Annotated in this window: 18 protein-coding genes and 1 tRNA gene; 8 read left to right on the top strand and 11 right to left on the bottom strand. The window is 53.9% G+C overall.

Features of this window, described 5'->3' with window-relative positions:
• Nucleotides 1-102 precede the first annotated feature (102 nt).
• Nucleotides 103-3,336: a DEAD/DEAH box helicase gene (locus tag L579_RS18950; protein ID WP_021185786.1), complete on the top strand. Its 3,234-nt coding sequence runs from the start codon at nt 103-105 to the stop codon at nt 3,334-3,336.
• On the opposite strand, the gene L579_RS18945 is transcribed toward L579_RS18950, so the two are convergent.
• A complete protein-coding gene (locus L579_RS18945) occupies nt 3,320-4,210 on the bottom strand; it encodes a LysR family transcriptional regulator (RefSeq protein WP_021185785.1) in 891 nt (296 codons plus the stop codon). The genes L579_RS18950 and L579_RS18945 overlap by 17 nt on opposite strands.
• A gap of 90 nt (nt 4,211-4,300) precedes the next feature.
• Between L579_RS18945 and L579_RS18940 the strand changes: the two genes are divergently transcribed.
• On the top strand, nt 4,301-5,080 hold the full coding sequence (locus L579_RS18940) for an NAD(P)H-dependent oxidoreductase (protein WP_021185784.1): 780 nt from the start codon (nt 4,301-4,303) through the stop codon (nt 5,078-5,080).
• On the opposite strand, the gene L579_RS18935 is transcribed toward L579_RS18940, so the two are convergent.
• From L579_RS18935 to L579_RS18915, 5 genes are all read right to left on the bottom strand, one after another.
• Nucleotides 5,081-5,410 (bottom strand): DUF1493 family protein, encoded by a 330-nt coding sequence (locus tag L579_RS18935; RefSeq protein ID WP_021185783.1) that lies wholly within the window; start codon nt 5,408-5,410, stop codon nt 5,081-5,083.
• A 107-nt stretch (nt 5,411-5,517) separates the two neighbouring features.
• Nucleotides 5,518-6,387: an AraC family transcriptional regulator gene (locus tag L579_RS18930; protein ID WP_021185782.1), complete on the bottom strand. Its 870-nt coding sequence runs from the start codon at nt 6,385-6,387 to the stop codon at nt 5,518-5,520.
• A 70-nt stretch (nt 6,388-6,457) separates the two neighbouring features.
• Complete coding sequence (locus L579_RS18925; RefSeq protein WP_021185781.1) at nt 6,458-7,414, bottom strand: nickel/cobalt transporter; 957 nt, start codon at nt 7,412-7,414, stop codon at nt 6,458-6,460.
• 215 nt (nt 7,415-7,629) lie between these two features.
• On the bottom strand, nt 7,630-8,097 hold the full coding sequence (locus L579_RS18920) for a hypothetical protein (protein ID WP_036627504.1): 468 nt from the start codon (nt 8,095-8,097) through the stop codon (nt 7,630-7,632).
• 272 nt (nt 8,098-8,369) lie between these two features.
• Nucleotides 8,370-8,454 (bottom strand) — tRNA-Leu (locus L579_RS18915).
• Nucleotides 8,455-8,701: 247 nt separating this feature from the next.
• Between L579_RS18915 and L579_RS18910 the strand changes: the two genes are divergently transcribed.
• The 3 genes from L579_RS18910 (at nt 8,702) to L579_RS18900 (ending at nt 10,775) form a co-directional block, all read left to right on the top strand.
• Entirely contained in the window at nt 8,702-9,208 is a 507-nt protein-coding gene (locus tag L579_RS18910; RefSeq protein WP_021185779.1) for a DUF2501 domain-containing protein, read from the top strand.
• Nucleotides 9,209-9,384: 176 nt separating this feature from the next.
• On the top strand, nt 9,385-10,020 hold the full coding sequence (locus L579_RS18905) for a hypothetical protein (protein WP_021185778.1): 636 nt from the start codon (nt 9,385-9,387) through the stop codon (nt 10,018-10,020).
• A gap of 77 nt (nt 10,021-10,097) precedes the next feature.
• Nucleotides 10,098-10,775: a MarC family NAAT transporter gene (locus tag L579_RS18900; protein WP_021185777.1), complete on the top strand. Its 678-nt coding sequence runs from the start codon at nt 10,098-10,100 to the stop codon at nt 10,773-10,775.
• 173 nt (nt 10,776-10,948) lie between these two features.
• Here L579_RS18900 and L579_RS18895 read toward each other — a convergent pair whose 3' ends face one another.
• Genes L579_RS18895 through L579_RS18885 form a run of 3 tightly spaced genes read right to left on the bottom strand, consistent with a single transcriptional unit; the run spans nt 10,949 to nt 14,744 of the window.
• Complete coding sequence (locus L579_RS18895; protein WP_021185776.1) at nt 10,949-12,202, bottom strand: c-type cytochrome; 1,254 nt, start codon at nt 12,200-12,202, stop codon at nt 10,949-10,951.
• Between the two features lie 4 nt (nt 12,203-12,206).
• Nucleotides 12,207-13,976, bottom strand: a complete 1,770-nt coding sequence (locus tag L579_RS18890) for a GMC family oxidoreductase (RefSeq protein ID WP_021185775.1) — start codon at nt 13,974-13,976, stop codon at nt 12,207-12,209.
• Nucleotides 13,977-14,012: 36 nt separating this feature from the next.
• Nucleotides 14,013-14,744: a gluconate 2-dehydrogenase subunit 3 family protein gene (locus tag L579_RS18885; RefSeq protein WP_021185774.1), complete on the bottom strand. Its 732-nt coding sequence runs from the start codon at nt 14,742-14,744 to the stop codon at nt 14,013-14,015.
• Nucleotides 14,745-15,276: 532 nt separating this feature from the next.
• Between L579_RS18885 and L579_RS18880 the strand changes: the two genes are divergently transcribed.
• The 3 genes from L579_RS18880 to L579_RS18870 all read left to right on the top strand — a co-directional run bounded on the left by L579_RS18880 (nt 15,277) and on the right by L579_RS18870 (nt 19,778).
• The gene (locus tag L579_RS18880) at nt 15,277-16,848 is read left to right on the top strand and encodes an ABC transporter substrate-binding protein (protein WP_021185772.1); all 1,572 of its coding nucleotides are present in this window, start codon (nt 15,277-15,279) and stop codon (nt 16,846-16,848) included.
• Nucleotides 16,849-16,981: 133 nt separating this feature from the next.
• Complete coding sequence (locus tag L579_RS18875; protein WP_021185771.1) at nt 16,982-18,484, top strand: helicase HerA-like C-terminal domain-containing protein; 1,503 nt, start codon at nt 16,982-16,984, stop codon at nt 18,482-18,484.
• A gap of 10 nt (nt 18,485-18,494) precedes the next feature.
• On the top strand, nt 18,495-19,778 hold the full coding sequence (locus tag L579_RS18870) for a DUF445 domain-containing protein (RefSeq protein WP_021185770.1): 1,284 nt from the start codon (nt 18,495-18,497) through the stop codon (nt 19,776-19,778).
• A gap of 79 nt (nt 19,779-19,857) precedes the next feature.
• Here the strand turns inward: L579_RS18870 and lptG are convergent, their stop codons facing one another.
• The gene (gene lptG, locus L579_RS18865) at nt 19,858-20,934 is read right to left on the bottom strand and encodes an LPS export ABC transporter permease LptG (RefSeq protein ID WP_021185769.1); all 1,077 of its coding nucleotides are present in this window, start codon (nt 20,932-20,934) and stop codon (nt 19,858-19,860) included.
• A complete protein-coding gene (lptF, locus tag L579_RS18860) occupies nt 20,934-22,034 on the bottom strand; it encodes an LPS export ABC transporter permease LptF (protein WP_021185768.1) in 1,101 nt (366 codons plus the stop codon). The genes lptG and lptF overlap by 1 nt, the downstream gene beginning before the upstream one ends.
• Nucleotides 22,035-22,195 lie beyond the last annotated feature (161 nt).

The following is a 22,195-nucleotide window of genomic DNA, read 5'->3' as shown; positions in this document are numbered from 1 at the left end:
TCCGCAGAAAATTAAGCAACGTTGCTAATCATTGAACAAGTATCATTCAACGCAGTAGTATGTCCAAAACTGCGTACTTTTCCATAAGGACTGCAACTTAACATGGACAGCCATAACTCAAATTCCGCAACGCACCAGGCCATTCATATTCTCGAGTATTGGCACAAAATTGAATTCTTCGAATCGACAGATATTAAAGATCTTGAAGATAATGCCGATGGCGTGTTGCAAATTGAGATGGAAGCCCTGCAATCGCTGACTATCCTCCCGTGGATCAATCCTGAGCAAGTGAGGCGGGCTGGCCACCGCTACTCTCCCACTAAAAAATATCGCTATGAGCTTTTTTTCGGTATTTTTGATCGTCAGGAAATATTCCAACAAGCACAGCAATCCTTTCCGACAATCAGCGATATTGATGTTGAAAAGATTGGCGATGACGGGCGTACTTGCTCGATAAAATGTGTGGTTGATCCGCATGGCGTTATAGACAGCGATAGCTTTGAATTTTCCACCGTGACCTGGGCATTAGGACAATTAAAAAAAGGCAGCCTGGATAATCTGCGGTTTGAAAACTATGAACTGAGCACAAAAAAACTTCACGACCGCTTTAAAAGTATTATTACCGTTGCGAATAATATTAAGCAGCAACACCATTTACCACAAGTTCTGACGACCTTTGAGATTATCGAGTTTTTGCAGGCAATGGCCGAGTGGACATCTTTCCAGCCGCAAATCCAGGTTCCTGCATTATTTATTAAATTAAGAGAAGTGAGGAATCAGCAACAACCTGGGGAAACAATCGATCCCCGACGCCTGCCGGAACTGAGCCAAATAACGCAACAAGCCCTGATAACCGGCAGTCATCATGCCTTATCCGCAGAGGATCGCTCAGGTGACATCAGCATTCTGAACAGTTTTTATCTGCGTGATATTGAGCAGGCGATGACATATATCCGCCAGCATGGGCTGGATGCGGCCTCACCTTTGGGTCGCTATCTGACGGGTGATCGCCAGCGAAAAGCGGATTTGCTGTTACCGGAAGGGCGAGCGCTGCTGGTTGATCATCTGCGGTTAAATAAACTGCCTCCCGGACGCTGGCTGTCCGATGCTCAGCACAATATGAGTCTGATGCAGCAATTTGCCATTAATACGCTTGCAGATGAACTGACGGAGACCGGGCTTTTTTCCGTTAATGGGCCGCCGGGCACCGGGAAAACCACTTTATTACGTGATGTGATTGCCAATAATCTGGTGAAACGCGCTGGCATGCTGGCGAATCTCCACCAGGTTGAAGATGCCTTTTCCTCTAGCATCCCGTTAAGGGTAAATAATGAAACCCGCATGATTCCCTGCCTGCGTGATGAACTTACCGGCTTCGAGATGGTGGTGGTTTCAAGTAACAATACCGCGGTAGAAAATATCTCACGCGAGCTGCCACAAATTAAAAGTCTCGGCGATGACTGGAAAGAGGTTGATTATTTAAAACCCTCAGCACGTAAAGTTGCAGCAACCTCGCGCCATCTCACTCCAGGCGAAAAGCAACAAGGCAAAACATTTGCCATTGATCCGCTGTCAGCGGAAGAAGATTGCTGGGGACTTATCGCGGTCGCGTTGGGGAAACAAAAAAATCGCGAACAATTTAAGGAGCGGGCTTTTACGCAGAGCCATAAATCCGCCATTGCCCCGGCGCCAGCAGATGAATATCGCAATCTTTTCTCTGCCATCAATGGTGCCAATATAACAACCTTCGCAGAAGCGAAGCTCGCCTTTAAGCATGCCGAAAAGCACTATCAGGATATTTTGCGCGATCTTCAGTTGCTTGAAACACAAAATGATCGGCGCAACGCCCACCAGCAACAGCTGCGCAAGCGGGAAAAATTAAACCTGCGTCTTTACCAACTTCAGGCCGTCATCGCTAAACGCGCTTTACGTATTCCTGGCTGGTGGACATTACGTATTGAAAAAATTTGTCGGGAAAAAGCCATTTGTGCGGGATTACATCGTCGCCTGGTCGCCACGCAGGCAACGCTAAATCTTGAAGAACAACGGGCAAAACAGGTGCTTGCAGAACTAGAAGCCGCGCAGCAGCATTGCGACGAGCTACAGCGGCAGTACCCGGATGTGATGTTTGCTGGCGCGGATACCGATATCGAAGCGGAACAGGTGCAGCGCAGCGCGTTTGGTCAGGGTGCAGCGTTAAATGCCGCGCGCAGCCAGCTGATGGCATGCGCACTGGACCTGCATCAGGCCTGGCTGAAAGCGTCTTACCGTAAGTGCAATTTAAAAGAGGTTTTGTTCTCGTTAAGTGATGCAATCAATGGCAGCATCACCGATCGACGAGCAAGCCTGGCGCTCTGGCAGCTGTTATTTATGATTGTGCCAGTGGTGTCATCGACCTTTGCTTCGGTCCATCGACAGTTTAAACATTTCAGCTTCGCAGAGATTGGCTGGCTATTTATTGATGAAGCAGGACAGGCAACGCCACAACAGGCCGCTGGTGCGCTGTGGCGAGCCAGACGGGCCGTGGTGGTTGGCGATCCACTGCAAATCGAGCCCGTGTTTACTATCCCCCCGGCATTTGTCGAAACCCTCGCCGAACGCGCCTTTGGCGCTGAATGGCTAGAATGGTCGCCAACCACCCAATCGGTGCAAAATCTGGCTGACCGCGTCAACCCTTATGGTACTGCGCAAATCGCGAAGAATAACTGGCTTGGCAGCCCGTTACGTGTCCATCGACGTTGCGATGAACCGATGTTTAGCATTGCGAATGCCATTGCGTATAACAACAAAATGCTGCATGGCCGCGATCAACGCTGGCCCAGGGACAGTAGCGTTTGGGGAGCCAGTCGCTGGCTGGATATTGGCGGCGAGGTTCAGGGAAAACACTATGTGCCTGCCCAGGGACAGCGGGTGCTGCAAATGGTGACATCATGGTTAGACGCTCATGACAATCTGCCGGATGTGTATGTCATTTCGCCCTTCCGCCAGGTCAAAAACCAATTGAAGTCGTTGCTCCGTGCCGAACTTGGTCACGTAGAAGGGATTAAACGCTGGTTAGATGACCGGGTGGGAACGGTACATACCTTCCAGGGGAAAGAAGAGAAAAATGTGATTATCGTGCTCGGGCTGGATGCCCGAACCCGGGGAGCCGCTAAATGGGCTTCCGCCAAACCTAACCTGCTTAATGTCGCGGTGACCCGCGCACAAAAACGCGTCTATATCATTGGCAGCAAAAACATTTGGGCGAGCTGTCCCGGATTTCAGGTTGCCGACGAGAAATTAGCCGCAATGGCAGCCAAAAATCCGCCAGAGTACGAGGTTACACTGCGGCCATAATCTGTTGCCTTAACCACTGATGGGCCGGATCGCGCTGCATACGTTCGTGCCACATCATTAAAATATCAAACCCCGGCACATCAAGCGGCGGCTCGATAACCTGCAATTGCGTTGAGCGGCGTACCAGCCGCTCCGGCAGCACCGCGACCATGTCGCTGCTCGCCAACACTTCCAGCATAAAAAGAAAATGTGGCACCGATAACACCACGCGCCGCGTGCGTCCGATCCTGGCCAGCGCGCTGTCGGTAGCGGCGCTGAATCCGCCACCGTCCGGCGAGACGATAAGATGTTCCAGCTGACAGAACGTATCCAGCGTCAGGCCCGGATGTAAATGCGGATGACCAATACGTCCGGCCAGCATGTAACGCTCACTGAACAATTTGCGCTGATGCAACGTCTCAGGGGCGCGATCGCCAGTATGGAAAATCAAATCCAGCTCGGCTTTCTCCAGTTGCTGCGCCACCAGCGGCGGATTAAGACCAAACACCGCCACACGGCAATCCGGTGCTGCGACCCGCAACGTCCCGATCACCGGCAGCATGATCGCCGAGGACATGTAATCGGTGGCAGCAATACGCCAGGTCAGGTTTGCCTTGTCAGGTTCAAAAGCCTGCGGAGGGGCAATCGCCCGTTGCAGCGACTCCAGCGCCAGCCGTAGCGGCTCGCGCAGCGCTTCCGCCCGAGACGTCGGTGCCATGCCACGCGGGCCGGGCAGCAACAGCGGATCGTTAAAGATGCTGCGCAGCCGCGCCAGTTGCGCACTCACCGAGGGTTGCGACAGATTGAGGCGCTGTGCCGCTCGCGTCACATTCAGTTCGGCCAGCAGCACATCGAGTGTGAGGAGTAGATTTAAATCCAGCGCTCCGATATTCACCGTGTCTATACCTGAGATATCAGCAATTGATTTCTACTATATCCAGCCATGACGTAGCCTGCATCCACTTTGTTCTCACAGGATTACACCATGAATGTATTGATTGTCTTCGCTCACCCGGAAGTCCATTCACTGAACGGAGCGTTAAAAGATTTCAGTGTACAGCAGCTAAAAAACGCCGGGCATCAGGTGCAGGTGTCAGATCTCTATGCCATGAACTGGAAAGCGCAACTGGATGCTGCGGATACGCAGGCTCCGCTGGTGGGCGAGTATTTTCACGCTTCGCTGGATTCCCGGTTCGCCTATGAACATCAGCAACAGGCGGCGGATATCACCGCAGAACAGGAAAAATTGCGCTGGGCGGATGCGGTGATTTTCCAGTTCCCACTGTGGTGGTTCTCCATGCCCGCCATCATGAAAGGCTGGTTTGACCGCGTCTATGCCTGTGGCTTCGCTTATGGCGTGGGCGAACATAACGAAAGCCGCTGGGGAGAACGCTACGGTGAAGGTAACCTGGCGGGTAAACGGGCGATGCTGGTGGTCACCACTGGCGGCTGGGAATCACATTACAGCCCGCGTGGCATCAATGGTCCCATCGACGATCTGTTGTTCCCCATCCAGCATGGCATGTTGTTCTATCCGGGCTTTAGCGTGCTGCCACCGGTGGTGTTGTATCAGGTGCAGAAAGCGGCGGACGCGCGTTTCGCCAGCTGGTGCGATACGCTGGCTACCCGACTGGATACCTTAGCGACCTGCGAACCGATTGCGTTTCGGCGGCAAAATGGTGGCGATTATGTCATCCCGGCGCTGACGCTCAGGGAGGACATTGCGCCAGGGGAAAGCGGCTTTGGCGTGCATCAGAAACGCTAATTATTCATACAACCAGCGCCCGGCCTTAGCCGATTCAATCAACATACCCAACGTGAAATCCGGCACCACCGGCACCTGGCGTTTGTTGAAAGGATTGAGGATCGCGCCCAGCGATGGTTCAGGTGGGTAGTAGGTTTCGATAGTAAAGGTGCCGCGCGCCACGTTGAACTCGGAGAAAAACTCCTCCATCAGCGCGGCCGCTTCATCGGCGTCAAAATTGAGATCGCTATCGATATCAATCTGCGGCGACAGCGTTTTTTGCTTAAACAGATAAACGCCATCATAACGACGGACAAGTTCATAGATGCGCTGCTCGATATCATCTGACATATCGTCTCTCTCTTGCACGATTCTGATGGGTCGGGCGGCTATTCTGCCACGATATGGGCGCGCTGTGTCGAGAAACTCCCGCCAGCAAACGCTGTCGGGAGTTTCTGCTATTTCAATGGCAGATAGATGTCAGTGATCAGTTGGTGTTCCGGCACATCGTGAATAAAGTTCTGATAATGAAAGAACAGTGGAAAATCTCGCAGTTCCTCACCGTTGGCGGGCAGCCAGTCGCTATAAAGCCTGCGCGCGCTTGCGGCAATCGCATCATGCGAACCATGATGACGCAACAGCGCACAGCGACCGGCGGGGATAAGCGCATTGACCACACCAAACGCATTATCTTCCGGGATCGGGGCTGTTATCGAGCCACAGATATCAAAGCGGAATATCTCTGCGGGCGTGCTGGCCGGGTCATGGTGGGCAATGCCAAATGTCTGACTGCTGACAATCGGTGATAACCCGGTAGTTTTGCGCCAGCTGATAAAACGCGCCGCCGTCTCCATAATGCGTTCGGGCTGGCCGTAATGTGACAACATCGCCACCTGGGTGGCGGGAAAATTGATGATAGTGACCGGCATCGTTTCTCTCCGTTTGGTCTGTAACTGCGGCATACGCTGGTGCCAACTGACCCAGGCGGGCTGCTGACGAAATTCGCTCGGCGTCATCGCAAACATCTGCTTGAACGCACGACTGAACGACTCCGCATGCTGAAAGCCTGCATCCAGCGCAATATCGATAATCTTCTCGGACGGATTGAATGCCAGCCGGTATGACGCACGTTTCAGACGCATCAACTGAATGTAGCGCCCCGGCGCGACACCGCAGTAACCGGTAAATTGCCGGTGGAAATGGTAGGGCGAAAAATGGGCGACTTCGCTAAGTTGTTCCAGCAACAGCGGATCGTCAAGGTGTTGATCGATATAATCAAACACCTTGTTAAAGCGCTGGTGGTAAACCTCAGTTTTGTTGACGGGCATGGCATTCTCCTTGCCATTAACTATGCCTGAGCGGTGGCGCATTTGGCCTGACGGATCTTGCTGAGTTGGGCTAGCATCCGGCGGCGATATAATCCCCGTTGGCGCTGATCGGGATAACGGTGAGGAACAACACGGTGGCAAAAAGGATGATAATCACACCGCCCGCGATCCGTACCACCGGAATCAACCAGCGATAGTTTTCGTTGTCACGACTGAAGAAGGTCACGGTACGATGGCGCGCATAACGCACCGCCAGCGACAACCCCAGTATGGACAGTGCCGTCCCCAATGACATGGTCATCACAGCGGCGATCCCCCAACTGACAATCCCCAGCGTATTGGAAAAGAGCAGAATCATAATCGCACCGCTGCATGGCCGCGCACCAATCGCCAGTACCACGCCGAGGCGGGTTTTCCAGTCTGCGTGGGTTAAATCCGCGCCGACACCGTGATGCCCACAGCCGCATTGTTCCGGGTGCTGATGCAGCGGTTTGATCGTGCTGATGGCTATTTTTCGTGGTCGCTGCTGGTACAACGTCTGCCAGATAACAAACGCACCAAACGCGCCAATCAGCAGCGCGCTGACTTTTTCCACATACCAACGGCTGGTACTGAGATCGCCAGCCGCCAGGTTAAAACCGACAGCCAGGATATAGACAAACAAAATGGCACAGATGCCCTGCATCAGGCTGCCAAGAAACGGCACCACACGCGCCGCAAGCTGGCTTTCTTTGTTGGTGCTGAGATAAGTGGTGACGATAAATTTGCCATGCCCCGGCCCGACCGCATGCAGCACGCCGTAAATAAATGCGCCGCCCAGCAGCCATACCCCGCCGGTGTAGTCGTGGCTGTTGAGTTGCAGCAGGTACGTCACCAGCCTGCGGTGTAAAGAGATTTGTGTAGCGAGGCTCCATTGCAGGAATGCGGGCCAGTGGGTGTAGAGCGTGGTGGCGATCAGCAGCAATGTCAGGGTGAGGAGTGCTGCGATGGGGAGACGCCAGTCACGGGTGAGGGAGCGAGTTAACATGCGGTGGCCTGGGTGGTGGGTGTAGGGGATATGGTGGGAATGCTAGTGGGTGTTGGGGGGGAATGCTACGACATTCGGTTGAATGGATTTCAGACACAAAAAAAGCCGCCCTTGAGCGACTTGATTTCTTCATCAATCATTGGTGCCGAAGGCATGACTCTCAAGATAAATCAGTTATTTCACACCCGCTTCGAATTAACATCTTTTCTCGTTTTTCATTTAACACTTTCCGAAACGGGGTGTGTCGAAAAAGTCATATAGGTTTTTAATCCAGAAGGACGCTTCACGCCGCGCGGATCAGACAGGAAAGGAATGCGCAAATGAGGTGACTTAGAAATTTTTACGGTCCATCTGACATCATCGATAAACTGAAAATGAACACTCTCTTCATCTGTGGAGGCATTTTCAAATACGCCCGAAGCGTATTCTCCGCCAAGATGGGCAATCTCAATAACGCCCTGCTCACGGCTTATCAGGGTAATTGTCAGCGACTCTTCAAACAGAATGTCATCGGTGGTAAAGATCAAATATCGATCCTCATCCACCCTAAAAGCCGCTTCCAGTACCTTTCCGGGTACCACTATGCCAGATGGCTTACCATCAAAATAAATCTCTGAACACGCCTGCGAGAACTCGGTTTGCCCGGAATGTTCGACCAGGGATAATGTGCTGAGCTGTTGCATGATTACCTCCAAAAATATCCCATTTCCCATGCGGCAAGCGCACCACCGATAAATCCACCGATGAGAACACAAACAGGTGCTCCCGGACCACACACCGGCCATTCCATCCTGAACTCTCGTTATGCCAATGGAGCTGGTCAGGATCAACCGCAGTTGCATCCATATCAATAAGTTGATGTAGATTGAATCAAGCTAAAAAACGAGGAAATTTTTGCAGATACCGAATTTCAGATACAAAAAAAGCCGCCCTTGAGCGACTTGATTGCATCATATGGTGCCGAAGGCCGGACTCGAACCGGCACGTATTTCTACGGTTGATTTTGAATCAACTGCGTCTACCGATTTCGCCACTTCGGCACTGAAGAGGATGCGGAAAACGTTGGGGATTATACCGTTACCGACAAGGCACGCAACCGGAATCGATCCGGATGTGCACTAAGCGCTGAAAAAACCACCACCACCTCGACTATCAGCAAATTTCCGCGCAAAATCCCGCCAAAAACCAGAACATTCCCAATCTCCCCTCCCCCCTGGAACTTTCTTAGGTCTACCCTTTCTTAAGCAACACTGACACCAGTCAGCCATAAAGATAAATGAGGTTGAGATGACTAAAGCAACACAACGCGTGATTTGGGGATGGGGCATTGCTGCGGTACTGGTTGCAGGCAGCGCATCGGCAGCGAGCTGGCAGGATCAACTGAGCAGCGCCGCTTCACAGCTGAGCAGTGGAACCACCAGCGGCAGCAGCACGTCGAGCGAAGGGATGTCGCTTTCATCGGTCACTGGCTTGCTGAACGGCGGTGATAAAGCCGTCAGCGCCAACAGCATGACCAATGCGGCAGGTGTGATGCAGTACTGCGTTGAACACAATGTGGTGAAAAACAACGTAGAGTCGGTAAAAGATCAGGTATTGGGCAAACTTGGCCTGAGCAGTACCACCGCCCAGGAACAGAAAACCGATTACCAGCAGGGTCTGCAAGGCTTGCTTAACACCGGCAACGGCCAGCAGTTGAACCTCGAAAGCCTGAGCAACTCCACCATGGGCGAAAAGCTGAAGACCAAAGCCTGTGATGTGGTACTGAAGCAAGGCAAGAAATACATCGGGATGTAATGACATTGGGCAGCGCAGGACCGTGAGGCAGGCTGTCCCCTGGTTCAATGTCCTGCGTTGCCCCTCCCGCCAACTCCCTGCATCGTGCTGCCCGTCACGCCCTTCCCTTGAGGGGTGATTTCCCCGCACCACCATTAACGCTATAGTGGGACTTTAGACCTCACAGGACAGCGCGCATGAAAGGCATCAACATTGCGATTTACTTCGATCCCGACCTGATTCGCATTTGCGTACATCAACAGGACGGCAGCTATCTCAGCCAGAACTTCAATTACGACGACAGCGTGATTGAAGAGATTTACCAATGGCTGGAGCAGTTCACTCCCAATCGCACGCACATTTGCCTGATTGAGCATGACACCGCCGACCTCCTCGCGGATGAACTGGTGGATAATGGTTATCACGTCCATCAGGTAAGCCAACACGATTTGCTGAACTGGTTTGCCAGCGAACCGCCGTCCTCACCCGATGGCTCGCCGGTACGCGCCCTGCTGCGCTATCTGGAAAACGAAATGCCGCCTGAATATCAGTCACGCACCCCGCAGATTGAAGCTTTGATGGATCTGCTGGATGAGCTGGACGCACTGGAGGCGGTAGAAGAAGCCGAAGATGAAGACAGCCTGCCCGATGACGTACTGCGTCTGATGAAGCAGAAAAAAATCAGCGCCCATGATGCTGCGTTGCGCCTGATCCCTGATGTCAACGAACGCATTCGCGAACATCTGATCAACTATCCTGATTTGATGACACCCGAATTGCTGGAAGACTTTTTCCCTGAGTTGATCGAAGCGCTGGATCGCCCGAAACACTAATCACCTACATCACGTTGTCTCCGTAAACTGAACCGCGCCGAGCTGTCATCGGCGCGCCTGCATCAGAAGGAACCGACATGCTGGATCTTTTCAAAGCCATTGGCCTCGGGCTGGTGGTCATTCTCCCCCTTGCCAATCCACTCACCACCGTCGCGCTGTTTCTTGGTCTCGCCGGTGATATGAATTTTCAGGAACGTAATCGCCAGGCCATGCAGGCCTCCATCTATGTTTTTCTCATCATGATGGTGGCCTGGTACGCGGGCACTGCGGTGCTGCACACCTTTGGGATCTCCATTCCCGGCCTGCGCATGGCGGGCGGGCTGATTGTGGCCTTTATCGGTTTTCGTATGCTATTTCCCGCCAAACCCGTGGGCCATTCAATGGAGGCGGAGCATAAACAGGATGAGCTGGAATCGAGTGATAACCATCGCGAAAGCGTGAATATCGCCTTTGTGCCGCTGGCGATGCCCAGCACCGCCGGTCCGGGCACCATTGCGATGATCATCAGCTCAGCCTCGACGATACGCAGCGGCGTTGATTTCCCTGGCTGGGTAATCGCGGTGGCACCGGTGATGATCTTCTTTTTGGTTTCACTGATTTTGTGGATATCGCTGCGCAGTTCAGGCGCGATAATGAAACTGGTAGGGAAAGGCGGTATTGAGGCGATTTCACGCCTGATGGGCTTTTTGCTGGTGTGTATGGGTGTGCAGTTTATTATCAACGGCGTGCTGGAAGTGATTCATACCTATCACTAATCCGTTGAAAATCAGCGCGATAAATCGCGCCGCTACCATTAAATCCGTGCACCTGGGCATAAAAAATCAGCGCGATAAATCGCGCCGCTACAACTAAATCCGTGCCCTTGGGCATAAAAATCGCGCCGTTACTATGAATGACAGGGGCGGCCTGAACGCCGCCCCGATGATCATTAGTGCTTCAGAGTCTTACGAACATCAGCAACCTGATCTTTCGTGACTGCCGGAGCGTTGTTGCTCCAGCCCTGGCGAATAAAGGTCGCCAGTTGCGCCACTTCATCATCGCTCAGACGGTTGGCAAAACCAGGCATCAACAAGGTTGAGGCTGTTTTCTCAGTCGATGGCTGCTGCGCACCTTCCAGAATGGTGTGGATCAGTCCGGTTGGATCTTTGGCGTTGACGATAGTGGCCTGATCCAGTTCCGGGAACACGCCCGGCGCGCCTTTACCGGTGACAAAGTGGCACGCACCACAGTTGTCGAGGTACAGACGCTCACCTTCCGACAGATTTTTGCCTGCGGTCAGCTTCGCTTCCGTCGCCTGCTGGGCCTGAACGTTGTACGCCTGCAACGGCGGGTTACCGCCCAGGAACTTCAGGTAGGCCGCGATGGCTTTCAGGTCGGCATCGGTCATGTGCGAGCTGCTGTGCTCAATCACCGACTTCATCTCACCGCCCACCGCCGCTTTATCGTTACGACCGGTTTGCAGGTAATCAACGATCTCCTGCTCGCTCCAGCGCGGCAGACCGCGCAGTGAAGGCACGTCCCAGTTGTTCAGGCTACCACCGGCGAGGAACTGATCATCGCTGCTGTCGAGCGCTTTCTCGTTCATACCCAGACCGCGCGGCGTATGGCAGCTACCGCAGTGGCCAAGGCTTTCCACGATATAAGCACCACGGTTCACCTCTTCAGAGGCACCGCCAATCGGCTGGAACGGCTTGTCAGAGGTGAACGCCCAGTTCCAGAAACGCATACCCCAGCGCTGGCTGAACGGGAAGCTCAGTTTGGTTTCCGGTGGCTGCTCCGCACTCGGTTTTACGCCCTGCATAAAGTAGACATACAGCGCGTGCATATCTTCATCGCTGATTTTGGCGTAATCCGGGTAAGGCATCGCCGGATAAAGGTGGGAGCCATCCGGCAGCACGCCTTTACGCACCGCGTCGGAGAACTGCTGCTCGGTATAGTTACCGATACCGTGTTCTTTATCCGGCGTGATGTTGGTGGAGTAGATGGTACCCAAATTAGACTCAATCGCCAGGCCACCGGCATAGTCCGGCTTACCCGCTACCGAGTGACAGGCCATACAGTCGCCGAGACGCGACAGGTATTCACCCTTTTTGATCAGTTGTGCGTCATCTGCCGCGTGCGCCTGCGCCGCAATGCTTCCCAGCAACACGGCATTAGCGATTAACAATGATTTTAATTTCATGTGCTTATGCCTGTACCAGTGGACCGGGGTTTTTCAGATAATGTTCTTTGATTGCCTGTGCCGCCATCAGGGTGATCGCGCCGATAGTATCGGTCGGGTTCGCCTGGAAGTTCTGCGGGAAGGCGTTACCGCCCGGTACAAACACGTTATGCACGTCCCAGCTTTGCAGGTACTTGTTGAGCGCGGAGGTTTTCGGGTTGTCACCCATTACCGCGCCGCCCACGTTATGGGTGGATACGTATTTGGTCAGGTCAAAGTCTGCGCCCATTGGCAGGAAGCTCATGCTCATGCTATCCGGGTTCAGCTCTTTGGCGATGTTGCCCACAATGCCTTTCAGATGCTGTTGCAGCTTCAACTCGTTCTCTTTCCAGTTGAAGGTCATACGCAGCAGCGGCAGGCCACGGTGGTCGGTGTAGTGCGGGTCGAGATCCAGATAGATATCACGATACGACTGGCAGGTCGTGGTGATGCTGATCTTCATCGAATGGTTGTACCACTGCTCCAGACCTTCTTTGTAGCCCATACCCCAGCTCGGTGTGCCTTTTGGCAGCGAGGTGGCGATTGGCGTACCGGTCGCCTGTGAACTGTGGATCTTGGCACCGCCGAGGAAGCCGAGGCCCGGACCATCGAAGTTGCCCGGAGAGATGTCGTTGAACATCTGGCCGGTCGCACCAGCGGTCGCGAACGAGTTGAAGTTCTTGTCTTTGAAGAACAGGGTCGCGCCACCGTTCGACAGGAACGCATAGTTACGACCAACCACACCTTCTTCGGTGATCGGGTTGTACGGCTTACCAATGCCGGACAACAGCATCAGACGCACGTTGTACAACTGGAAGCTGGAGAGCACCACGATCTTCGCCGGCTGGAACACTTCGTTGCCGTCTACGTCGTAGTAAATCACCCCTTTAGCGGTCTTCTGGTCATCGTGCAGAACCACTTTCACCACTTCCGCGTGCACTTCATAGGAGAAGTTCGGCATACGCTTCAGCGCATCCATCACCGCCGTTTGCGGTGAAGCTTTGGAGTAGTTCAGGCACGGATATTTCGAGCAGTAACCACAGTAGTTACAAGGCGCGATGGTGTTGCCATACGGGTTCTTCCACGCGCGTGAAACGCAGGCAGACGGGTTCGGGAACGGATGGTAGCCCAGTTTGGTCGCCGCTTCTTTAAACATCACGTTGTTCAGCGTGTCTTCCAGCGCTGGCAGCGGATAAGGCTCAGAACGTGGACCTTCAAACGGGTCACCGCCTTCGAGGATCTGACCGCGCAGGTTGCCGGTGTTACCGGACTGACCGCAAATTTTTTCAAACTTGGTGTAATACGGCTCGATCTCATCCCAGGTGAACGGGAAGTCCATCACGCGCATATCTTCCTGGAGAATGCCCGGCTTGTACGCCTGATCGACATAGGTTTTCAGTTTGATATCGGTCGGGGTAGGACGAATCAGTACCGCCGTCCAGTGCATGCCCGCGCCACCCACACCGGTACCCGGTGCAAACGCGCCCCACTTACGGGTCGGCAGCGCCGTCTGGTCCATGTTGTAACGCACGGTCACCGCCACTTCTTTCGGCGTAGCGAACACCTTGTTACGCACGTTATAGGCGTACTCATCCGCCGGTTTCGGGTAAGCGAACTCGGGATAGTCGCGCTCACCACCGCGCTCCAGCGCGCGTACTTCTAAGCCAGCCAACGCCAGCTCAATGCTCATTAACGAGCCTGCCCAGCCGAGGCCGCAGACAACGACGTCGACTTCTTTTTTAGTAATCTGTGCCATGATAATCCTGTCTCAAATACCTGATGCGAAACGCAATTACGCGCGCTCACCCATGATGCTAACCGGGCCAAGCGGGTACGGTACGTTGTGCTGTTTAACCCACTCGGTGAAGCTGGCGCGCGCGCCAGGGAAGCCGATGGCAATCCAGGCTTTCATGCCTTTGTTGCCGCCGTACATCGGATCAGCGAGGTAGCCATGTTTGGTATCTGCAAGCAGTTGGCTGAAGAACTGGGAGGCTTTCAGGTTCGGCTCGCCCAGTGCGGCGAAGTCGATACCGTCATTTTTATTCACTTTAGTGAGAACCGCGTCTTTCTCTTCCAGCGTCAGCTCGTGGAACGCTTTCTGGTAGCTGCTCTGCGTCCACTGATTCACCAGCTTGATGCCGGTGTGATACATCTGCTGCGGAGTAAACGGAATCTGATAGCCCATCGTGGCAGGCGCATGCACGTCAAACGGACCCTGCATGTAGATTTCGTCACCGAACTCAGGGCTGTGAAGCTGCTGGTCGATAAAGATCGGTACGTTCGTTTCCAGCGCGCCCGGAGCCTTGCCATTACCGCCGGCAGGGATCAGACGATCGGTGGCGGCAAGAATGAATTGCCACTCATCGCTGCTGAAAAAGATCGGTTTATAGTCGGCAAGTTCCGGTGCTGCCATTTCCGCGGCCTGGGCCGCAGTCAATCCCTTAAATACCAGGTCACTTAATGGCAAAGCCAAAAGCGACCCAAGCAGAAATTTACGTCTGGTGGTCGGTTTTTGTAAAAGCATGGCCTGACGACTCTCACTTGCTAAGAAAGATAATTATTTTTGTTAATGACTTAATTCATCGGTAAACAACCTGGCAATCTTAGGGATACAGATATTTCAAAGTGTAAGAATTAAATTAAGGATGTGTTTTGATGAGAAAGCATCATCATGTTGAATTTTGGTTACGAGCTGGTGAAGGGCTTTCGCGGCGGGAATTTCCGTTTTAACCGTACAAATGTCAGGTTTTTGTTCGAATCGACTGTGCAAATGACCAAAACAATTTACGCATCGCAATAATACCGGGAATTAATCGATAAAAATAAATCACACTTCCATACAAGAGAACCATTCTCATTAATAACATCTTATTTACTTACAGGAAACACAATCTCCATATCTATTTCCGAAAAATGACAGGCAGCGCACAAAATAAGCGAAATAATTGAGCGCCGAAATGGATTGTTAATTTCTGGCACAGCTCAGAACAAACCGGCATTTTGCCATTTGCGCCTCAGCGATAGAGTCAGTTAATCAATCACTCGGGATGACAATAATGCGATCATTAGTTTTGTTGCTGGCGCTAATCAGTTGCGCTTTTACGTTACAGGCGGCGACGCCGAAGGACACCTTAGTTGTCGCCGTGCCGCTCGATGGCATCATCAGTTTTGACCCTGCGGAAAGTTTTGAAACCGTCAGCAACAGCGTGCAGCGCAATCTGTATCAAACGTTGGTGGAGGCCGATCGCACGACGCCGCAGAAACTCGCGCCGCTGCTGGCGACCTCCTGGCAAGCGGGCAGCACGCCGCACAGCCTGGTCTTTACCCTGAAATCCGGCGCGCATTTTGCCAGCGGCAATCCGGTAACGCCGCAGGATGTGGTGTTCTCCTTAACCCGCGCGGTACAACTTAACAAGGCACCGTCGTTTATCCTCGCCGAGTTTGGCTGGACGCCAGACAATATCACCGCTCAGTTTAAAGTGTTGAATGACCACCAACTGGAAATTCAGTGGCCTGCGGCGATTGGGCAGGATCTGGCGCTACGCCTGCTGACGGCGCCGGTGGCCTCGATTGTTGACAGCAAAACCGTGCAACAGCATGAAGCCAACAACGATCTGGGTAACGGCTGGCTGCACACCCATTCCGCAGGCAGTGCGGCCTTTGTCATTCAACAATATGTCCCGCAGCAGGCATTGGTGTTGACCGCTAACGCCCAGGCACAGCCCCAGCCACACCTAAAACGTATTCTGCTAAAAGGCGTGGCCGATGCTGGCGCACGTCGTTTGTTGATTCAGCAGGGTGATGTCGATGTCGCCTACCAGCTTGGTCCGGATCAGATTGACGCGCTGAAAAGCGATAAAAACCTGCGCATCGCTGCTTTCCCGTCCAGCCTGGTGTATTACCTCGGCTTCAATACGCAGAACAAAGCACAACCGGCACTTGGCAATCCTGCATTCTGGCAGGCCGCTCGCTGGTTGGTGGATTATCACGCCATCGCCGATCAACTGTTAAAAGGCCAATACGCTATTCATCAAAGCTTCCTGCCGCAGGGGTTTGACGGCGCGCTGGAAAACCAGCCATTCCACTACGATGTGGCGAAAGCCAAACAAATTCTGCGCCAGGGCGGCATTCAGCCCGGCACCCGGTTCTCGCTGACGGTCATCAATCAACCGCCTTATATCGATGTGGCCCAGGCACTGCAAGCCAGCTTTGCCAAAGCGGATATTCAGATTGAGCTGCAACCGGTGGCGGAGTCGGAGCTGTGGAGCAAAATGCGCGGGCGCGATTTCCAGTCGATCTTTATTTACTGGGGGGCGGATTATGTCGATCCCAATACCAACGCCAGCGCCTTTGTGTACAACGTACCCGGTGGCTCGAAAACCCTCGCATGGCGCGTCGGCTGGGACATTCCGGATCTGAGCGCCAAAACCCGCGCCGCAGCAGGCGAAAGCGATGCGGCCAAACGTCGCCAGCTCTACACCGAATTGCAGCAGTCGGTGCAGCAGAATTCGCCGTTCGTTATCACCTTACAGGGCGCGCAGCAGGTGGCGGTGCGTAATAATGTCGATCATGTGCAGCAGGGGATCGGTGTGAGCCTGTTGTATTTCGATACGGTGCAAAAGAAATAACCGGTCCCGTAGCGGCGCGATTTATCGCGCATCTTTTCGCAGACGATAAAGACGCGCGATAAATCGCGCCGCTACGCCTGGTCCACGTTTGCTATCCTTTCAGGCATCACCGCATGCCTGAGAGAGAAAAATCATGACCACCCCGTTGTTGATTGCCCAAACCCCGGAAGTGAAACTGCAACTGCTGCCAAACATGGCGAACCGTCACGGCCTGATTACCGGCGCGACCGGCACCGGTAAAACCGTCACCTTGCAAAAACTGGCGGAATCTTTCTCCTCCATTGGCGTGCCGGTGTTTATGGCCGATGTGAAAGGCGATCTGACGGGTATCGCCGCTGAGGGCGAAGGTTCGGAGAAACTGCTGGCTCGGCTGGCGAAGATCGGCGTGACCGACTGGCAACCTCAATCCAATCCGGTGATGTTGTGGGATATCTTTGGCGAGCAAGGCCATCCGGTGCGCGCCACCGTCTCGGATGTTGGCCCGCTGCTGCTGGCGCGTTTGCTCAACCTCAATGACATCCAGAGCGGCGTACTGCAAATCATCTTCCGCATCGCCGACGATCAAGGCCTGTTGCTGCTGGATTTCAAAGATTTGCGCGCTATGACGCAATACATCGGCGACAACGCTAAAGAATTCCAGACGCAATATGGCAACATCAATAGCGCCTCGGTCGGCGCGATTCAGCGTGGCCTGCTGACGCTGGAGCAGCAGGGTGCTGAGCATTTCTTTGGTGAACCGATGCTGGATATTCGCGACTGGATGCGTTGCGACGATCAGGGCAAAGGCTTTATCAACATCCTCTCCGCCGAAAAACTCTATCAACTGCCAAAACTCTACGCCACCAGCCTGCTGTGGCTAGTGGCAGAATTGTATGAACAATTGCCCGAAGCGGGTGATCTTGATAAGCCGAAAATGGTGTTCTTCTTTGATGAGGCGCATCTGCTGTTTAACGACGCGCCCGCGGTGCTGCTGGAGAAGGTTGAACAGGTGATTCGCCTGATTCGCTCGAAAGGCGTTGGCGTCTATTTTGTCACGCAGAACCCCGCCGATATTCCCGACAGCGTGTTGGGCCAACTCGGCAACCGTGTGCAGCATGCACTGCGCGCCTTTACCCCGAAAGATCAGAAAGCGGTGAAAACGGCGGCCGACACCATGCGCGCCAACCCGGCGTTTAATATCGTCGAGGCCATTCAGGCGCTGGGGACTGGCGAGGCGTTAATCTCCTTCCTCGATGAAAAAGGCAGCCCGTCGATAGTGGAACGTGCGATGGTGATTGCGCCCGGTTCCCGCATGGGGCCAGTCAGCAGTGATGAACGTAATGGCCTGATTAACCACTCGCCGTTGTACGGTAAATACGACAGCGAAGTCGATCGTGAATCTGCCTTCGAAATGCTACAAAAAGGGGTGCAGGTTGCCACCGATCAGGCCAATGCCCCCGCAGCGAAAGGCAACAATGTGGCGGTGGATGACGGCATTCTCGGCGGCCTGAAAGATATTCTGTTTGGCAGTACCGGCCCGCGCGGCGGCAAGCGTGATGGGGTGGTACAGACGATGGCAAAAAGCGCCGCACGGCAGGTCACTAATCAAATCATTCGCGGCGTGTTGGGTAGCCTGATGGGAGGGCGTCGTCGTTAAGGAGCAGTCAATGGATAAACATCAACAACTGAAACGGAGCAAACGTCTGGCGCTGTCGCTGCTGCTGATTGCCGCCGCGATTTTTGTCATTACGCTGTTTCTGCCGCCCAACTTTTGGGTCAGTGGCGTTAAAGCCATTGCCGAAGCGGCGATGGTCGGTGCGCTGGCCGACTGGTTCGCGGTGGTGGCGCTGTTTCGCCGCGTGCCGGTGCCCTTTATTTCACGTCACACCGCGATCATCCCGCGTAATAAGGATCGCATCGGCGAAAACCTTGGCCGCTTTGTGCAGGAAAAATTCCTCGATACCGATTCGTTGCTGGCCCTGATTCGTCGTCACGACCCTTCGCAGATGCTGGCGCAGTGGCTGAATGCGCCCGGTAATGCCGACCGCATTGGCCGCCATCTGTTGCAGGTGATGCGCGGCTTTCTCGACCTTACCGACGATGCGCGTATTCAGCAGTTTCTGCGTCGGGCGGTACATCGCGCGCTCGACAAGGTTGACCTCACCCAATCCAGCGCGCTGCTGCTGGAAAGCCTGACCAAAAACAACCGTCATCAGGAGCTGCTGGATGCGGCGGTGCAGCAACTGCTGCGTATCCTGCACAAGCCCGGCACGCGGGAATTTATCGCCATGCAGATTGTGCGCTGGCTGAAACGCGAGCATCCAATCAAGGCCAAAGTGTTACCCACCGAGTGGTTGGGCGAGCACAGCGCCGAGCTGGTGGCTAACGCCGTCGATTCGATTCTGGATGAGGTGGCGCTGGATCAGGGCCACGAATTTCGCCTCGGTTTTAACCGCGCGGTGGAGCGGCTGATTGTGAAGCTGAAAAACGATCCTGAGATGGCCGAACGCGCTGAGGTGATCAAAAGCTGGCTGAAGGAAGATGAGTCGCTGAATCGCTACATTGGTGAACTGTGGCAGGATTTACGCGGCTGGCTGAAGGAGGATTTGCGCAGCGACAACTCGCGTGTGCAGGAACGCGTTCGACTGGCTGCGTTGTGGTTGGGTGAAACGCTTGCCGCTGACCAGGCGCTGCGCACCTCAATGAATCAGCATCTGGAAGATGCCGCACGTAGCGTCGCACCGGAGTTTGCCCAGTTTCTGACACGCCACATCAGTGACACGGTGAAAAGCTGGGATGCGCGCGAAATGTCGCAGCAGATTGAGCTGAATATTGGCCGTGATTTGCAGTTTATTCGTATCAACGGCACGCTGGTGGGCGGTTCGATTGGTCTGGTGCTGTATTTGTTGTCGCAGTTGCCGATGTTGCTGAGATATTTGACGCTCCCGTAGCGGCGCGATTTATCGCGCAATTCCGTGCGTGAAGCCGGAAAAATCCGCGCGATAAATCGCGCCGCTACGGGGATGGTGCTTAACGACGTTTCAACATCAAAAACAGGCTGATGGCGAAGAACGCCGCGCTCGGCAGAATCGCCCCGAGAATCGGTGGAATGCCATACACCAGACTCAACGGACCGAAAATCTGATCCAGCACGTAGAACAGGAAACCAAAGCTGATACCGGTTACGACGCGTACCCCCATCGACACGCTACGCAACGGTCCAAAGATAAACGACAACGCCATCAGCATCATCACCGCCACCGAGAGCGGCTGGAAGATTTTGCTCCACATGTTGAGCTGATAACGGCCCGCCTCTTGTCCACTTTGTTTGAGGTACTTGCTGTAGTTGTAAAGCCCGCGAATCGACAGCGCATCCGGGTCCAGCGCTACCACACCCAGCTTGTCTGGCGTCAGGTTGGTTTTCCATTCGCCGCTCAGGCTTTGTGAACCGGTAATCTGCTTCGCATCTTTCAGGTCCGACTCATCCACCTGGGACAACACCCAAAGTTTCTTGGTTTTATCCCAGGTGGCAGTCGCTGCATAACGAACGCTCAACAGGCGACGTTGATCGTTGAAGTTGTAGATGCTGACGCCATCAATCTGGTTATCGCCCTTGATACGTTCGATATAGATGAAGCTGTTACCGTCTTTCGCCCACAAACCATTCTGCGTTGACACCAGTGCACCGCCGTACAACTGCTGCGCACGGTAGTTACGTGCCATCTGCTCACCCTGCGGCGCAACAAACTCACCAATCGCCATGGTCAACAACACGAGCGGAATTGCGGTTTTCATCACCGCCAGTGCTACCTGCATCCGGGTGAAACCCGATGCCTGCATCACCACCAGTTCGCTGCGTTGCGCCAGATTGCCAAGACCTAACAACGCCCCGAGCAACGCCGCCATCGGAAAGAAGATCTCAATATCTTTCGGCACACTGAGCAGGGTGTAGTACCCAGCATCCAGCGCGGTATACATGCCCTGCCCGGTTTTACGTAGCTGATCGACAAACTTGATGATGCCCGACAGCGACACCAGCATGAACAACGTCATCATGATGGTGTTAAAAATGGTTTTGCCGATATACCGGTCAAGTACCTTAAACATCACACTGACCCTCCACGGCTAAAACGGGCGCGGATGCGGCGCATCGGCACCGTATCCCACAGGTTCAGGCCGACGGCCAGTGCCAGGTAACCGAAGTTCACCACCCACATCCAGATGGTTGGATCGAATTTCCCCTTCGCCGAGTTTGATTTCAGCGAGCTTTGCAGCAGGAAGAAGATCAGATACAGCAACATCGCCGGTAACATCGACAGGACACGGCCCTGACGCGGGTTCACCACGCTAAGCGGCACCACCATCAACGCCATCACCAATACTGAGAACACCAGCGTCAGACGCCAGTTCAGCTCGGCAGTGAAGGTAGGATCTTTGCTTTGCCACAGCGTGCGCATATCCGCCTGCTCAGCATCGTTGGGATCCAGCACCGCCTGTTTGTAGCCAATCAGCGCCTGGTAATTCACAAAGTCGGTGATACGGAAATCACGCAACATTGCGGTCCCTTCAAAACGCGTGCCTTTATCCAGCGTCACAATTTGTGACCCGTCCGGGCGTTGCTCCATATGCCCGCTATCTGCCAGCACCACTGAAGGTCGCGCATTCCCCTTTGGACGCAACTGGGCGAGGAAGACGTTGCCGAAGGTGTTACCCCGCACGTTTTCAACGAACAACACCGCGTTACCGTCGCTGGAGGTCTGGAATTGCCCTGCCGCCAACGCGGCCGCGCCGGGGTTGGCTTTGGCATTCTGCGTCACTTCATCCTGATAACGTGAAGACCAGGGGCCCAGCCATATCACGTTAATCGCCGCCACCATCGAGGTGAGCAGCATCAGGATCATCGCTGATTTAACCAGCACGCTTTTCCCCAGGCCACAGGCATGCATCACCGTGATTTCACTTTCGGTGTACAGCCGCCCAAGGGTCATTAAAATCGCCAGAAACAGGCTTAGGGGCAGGATAAGTTGTGCCATTTCAGGCACGCCAAGTCCTAACAATGTCAGAACCAGGTTTGTTGGGATCTCGCCATCCACCGCGGCACCCAGGATCCTCACTAACTTCTGACAAAAGAAGATCAGTAGCAGGATGAACAGGATAGCCAGCTGGCTTTTGAGCGTTTCCCGAACCAGATATCTAATGATGATCACGCTTAGTACGCCTGTGATAACTTGTCTTTTTGCAGGAAAATCGCTAGTTTCAACGCTTATCAGCCATTTTTCTTCATCAATGGCCGTCATCGCAGCTAAAATAGTATGACAAACGCGTCCGGGTGGTGAAAAAACAACACATTGCCACCCTAACTCATTAT

The organism is Pantoea sp. AS-PWVM4 (assembly GCF_000468095.1).
Lineage (GTDB): Bacteria > Pseudomonadota > Gammaproteobacteria > Enterobacterales > Enterobacteriaceae > Pantoea > Pantoea phytobeneficialis.
This window is presented reverse-complemented; position numbering and strand designations above follow the sequence as displayed.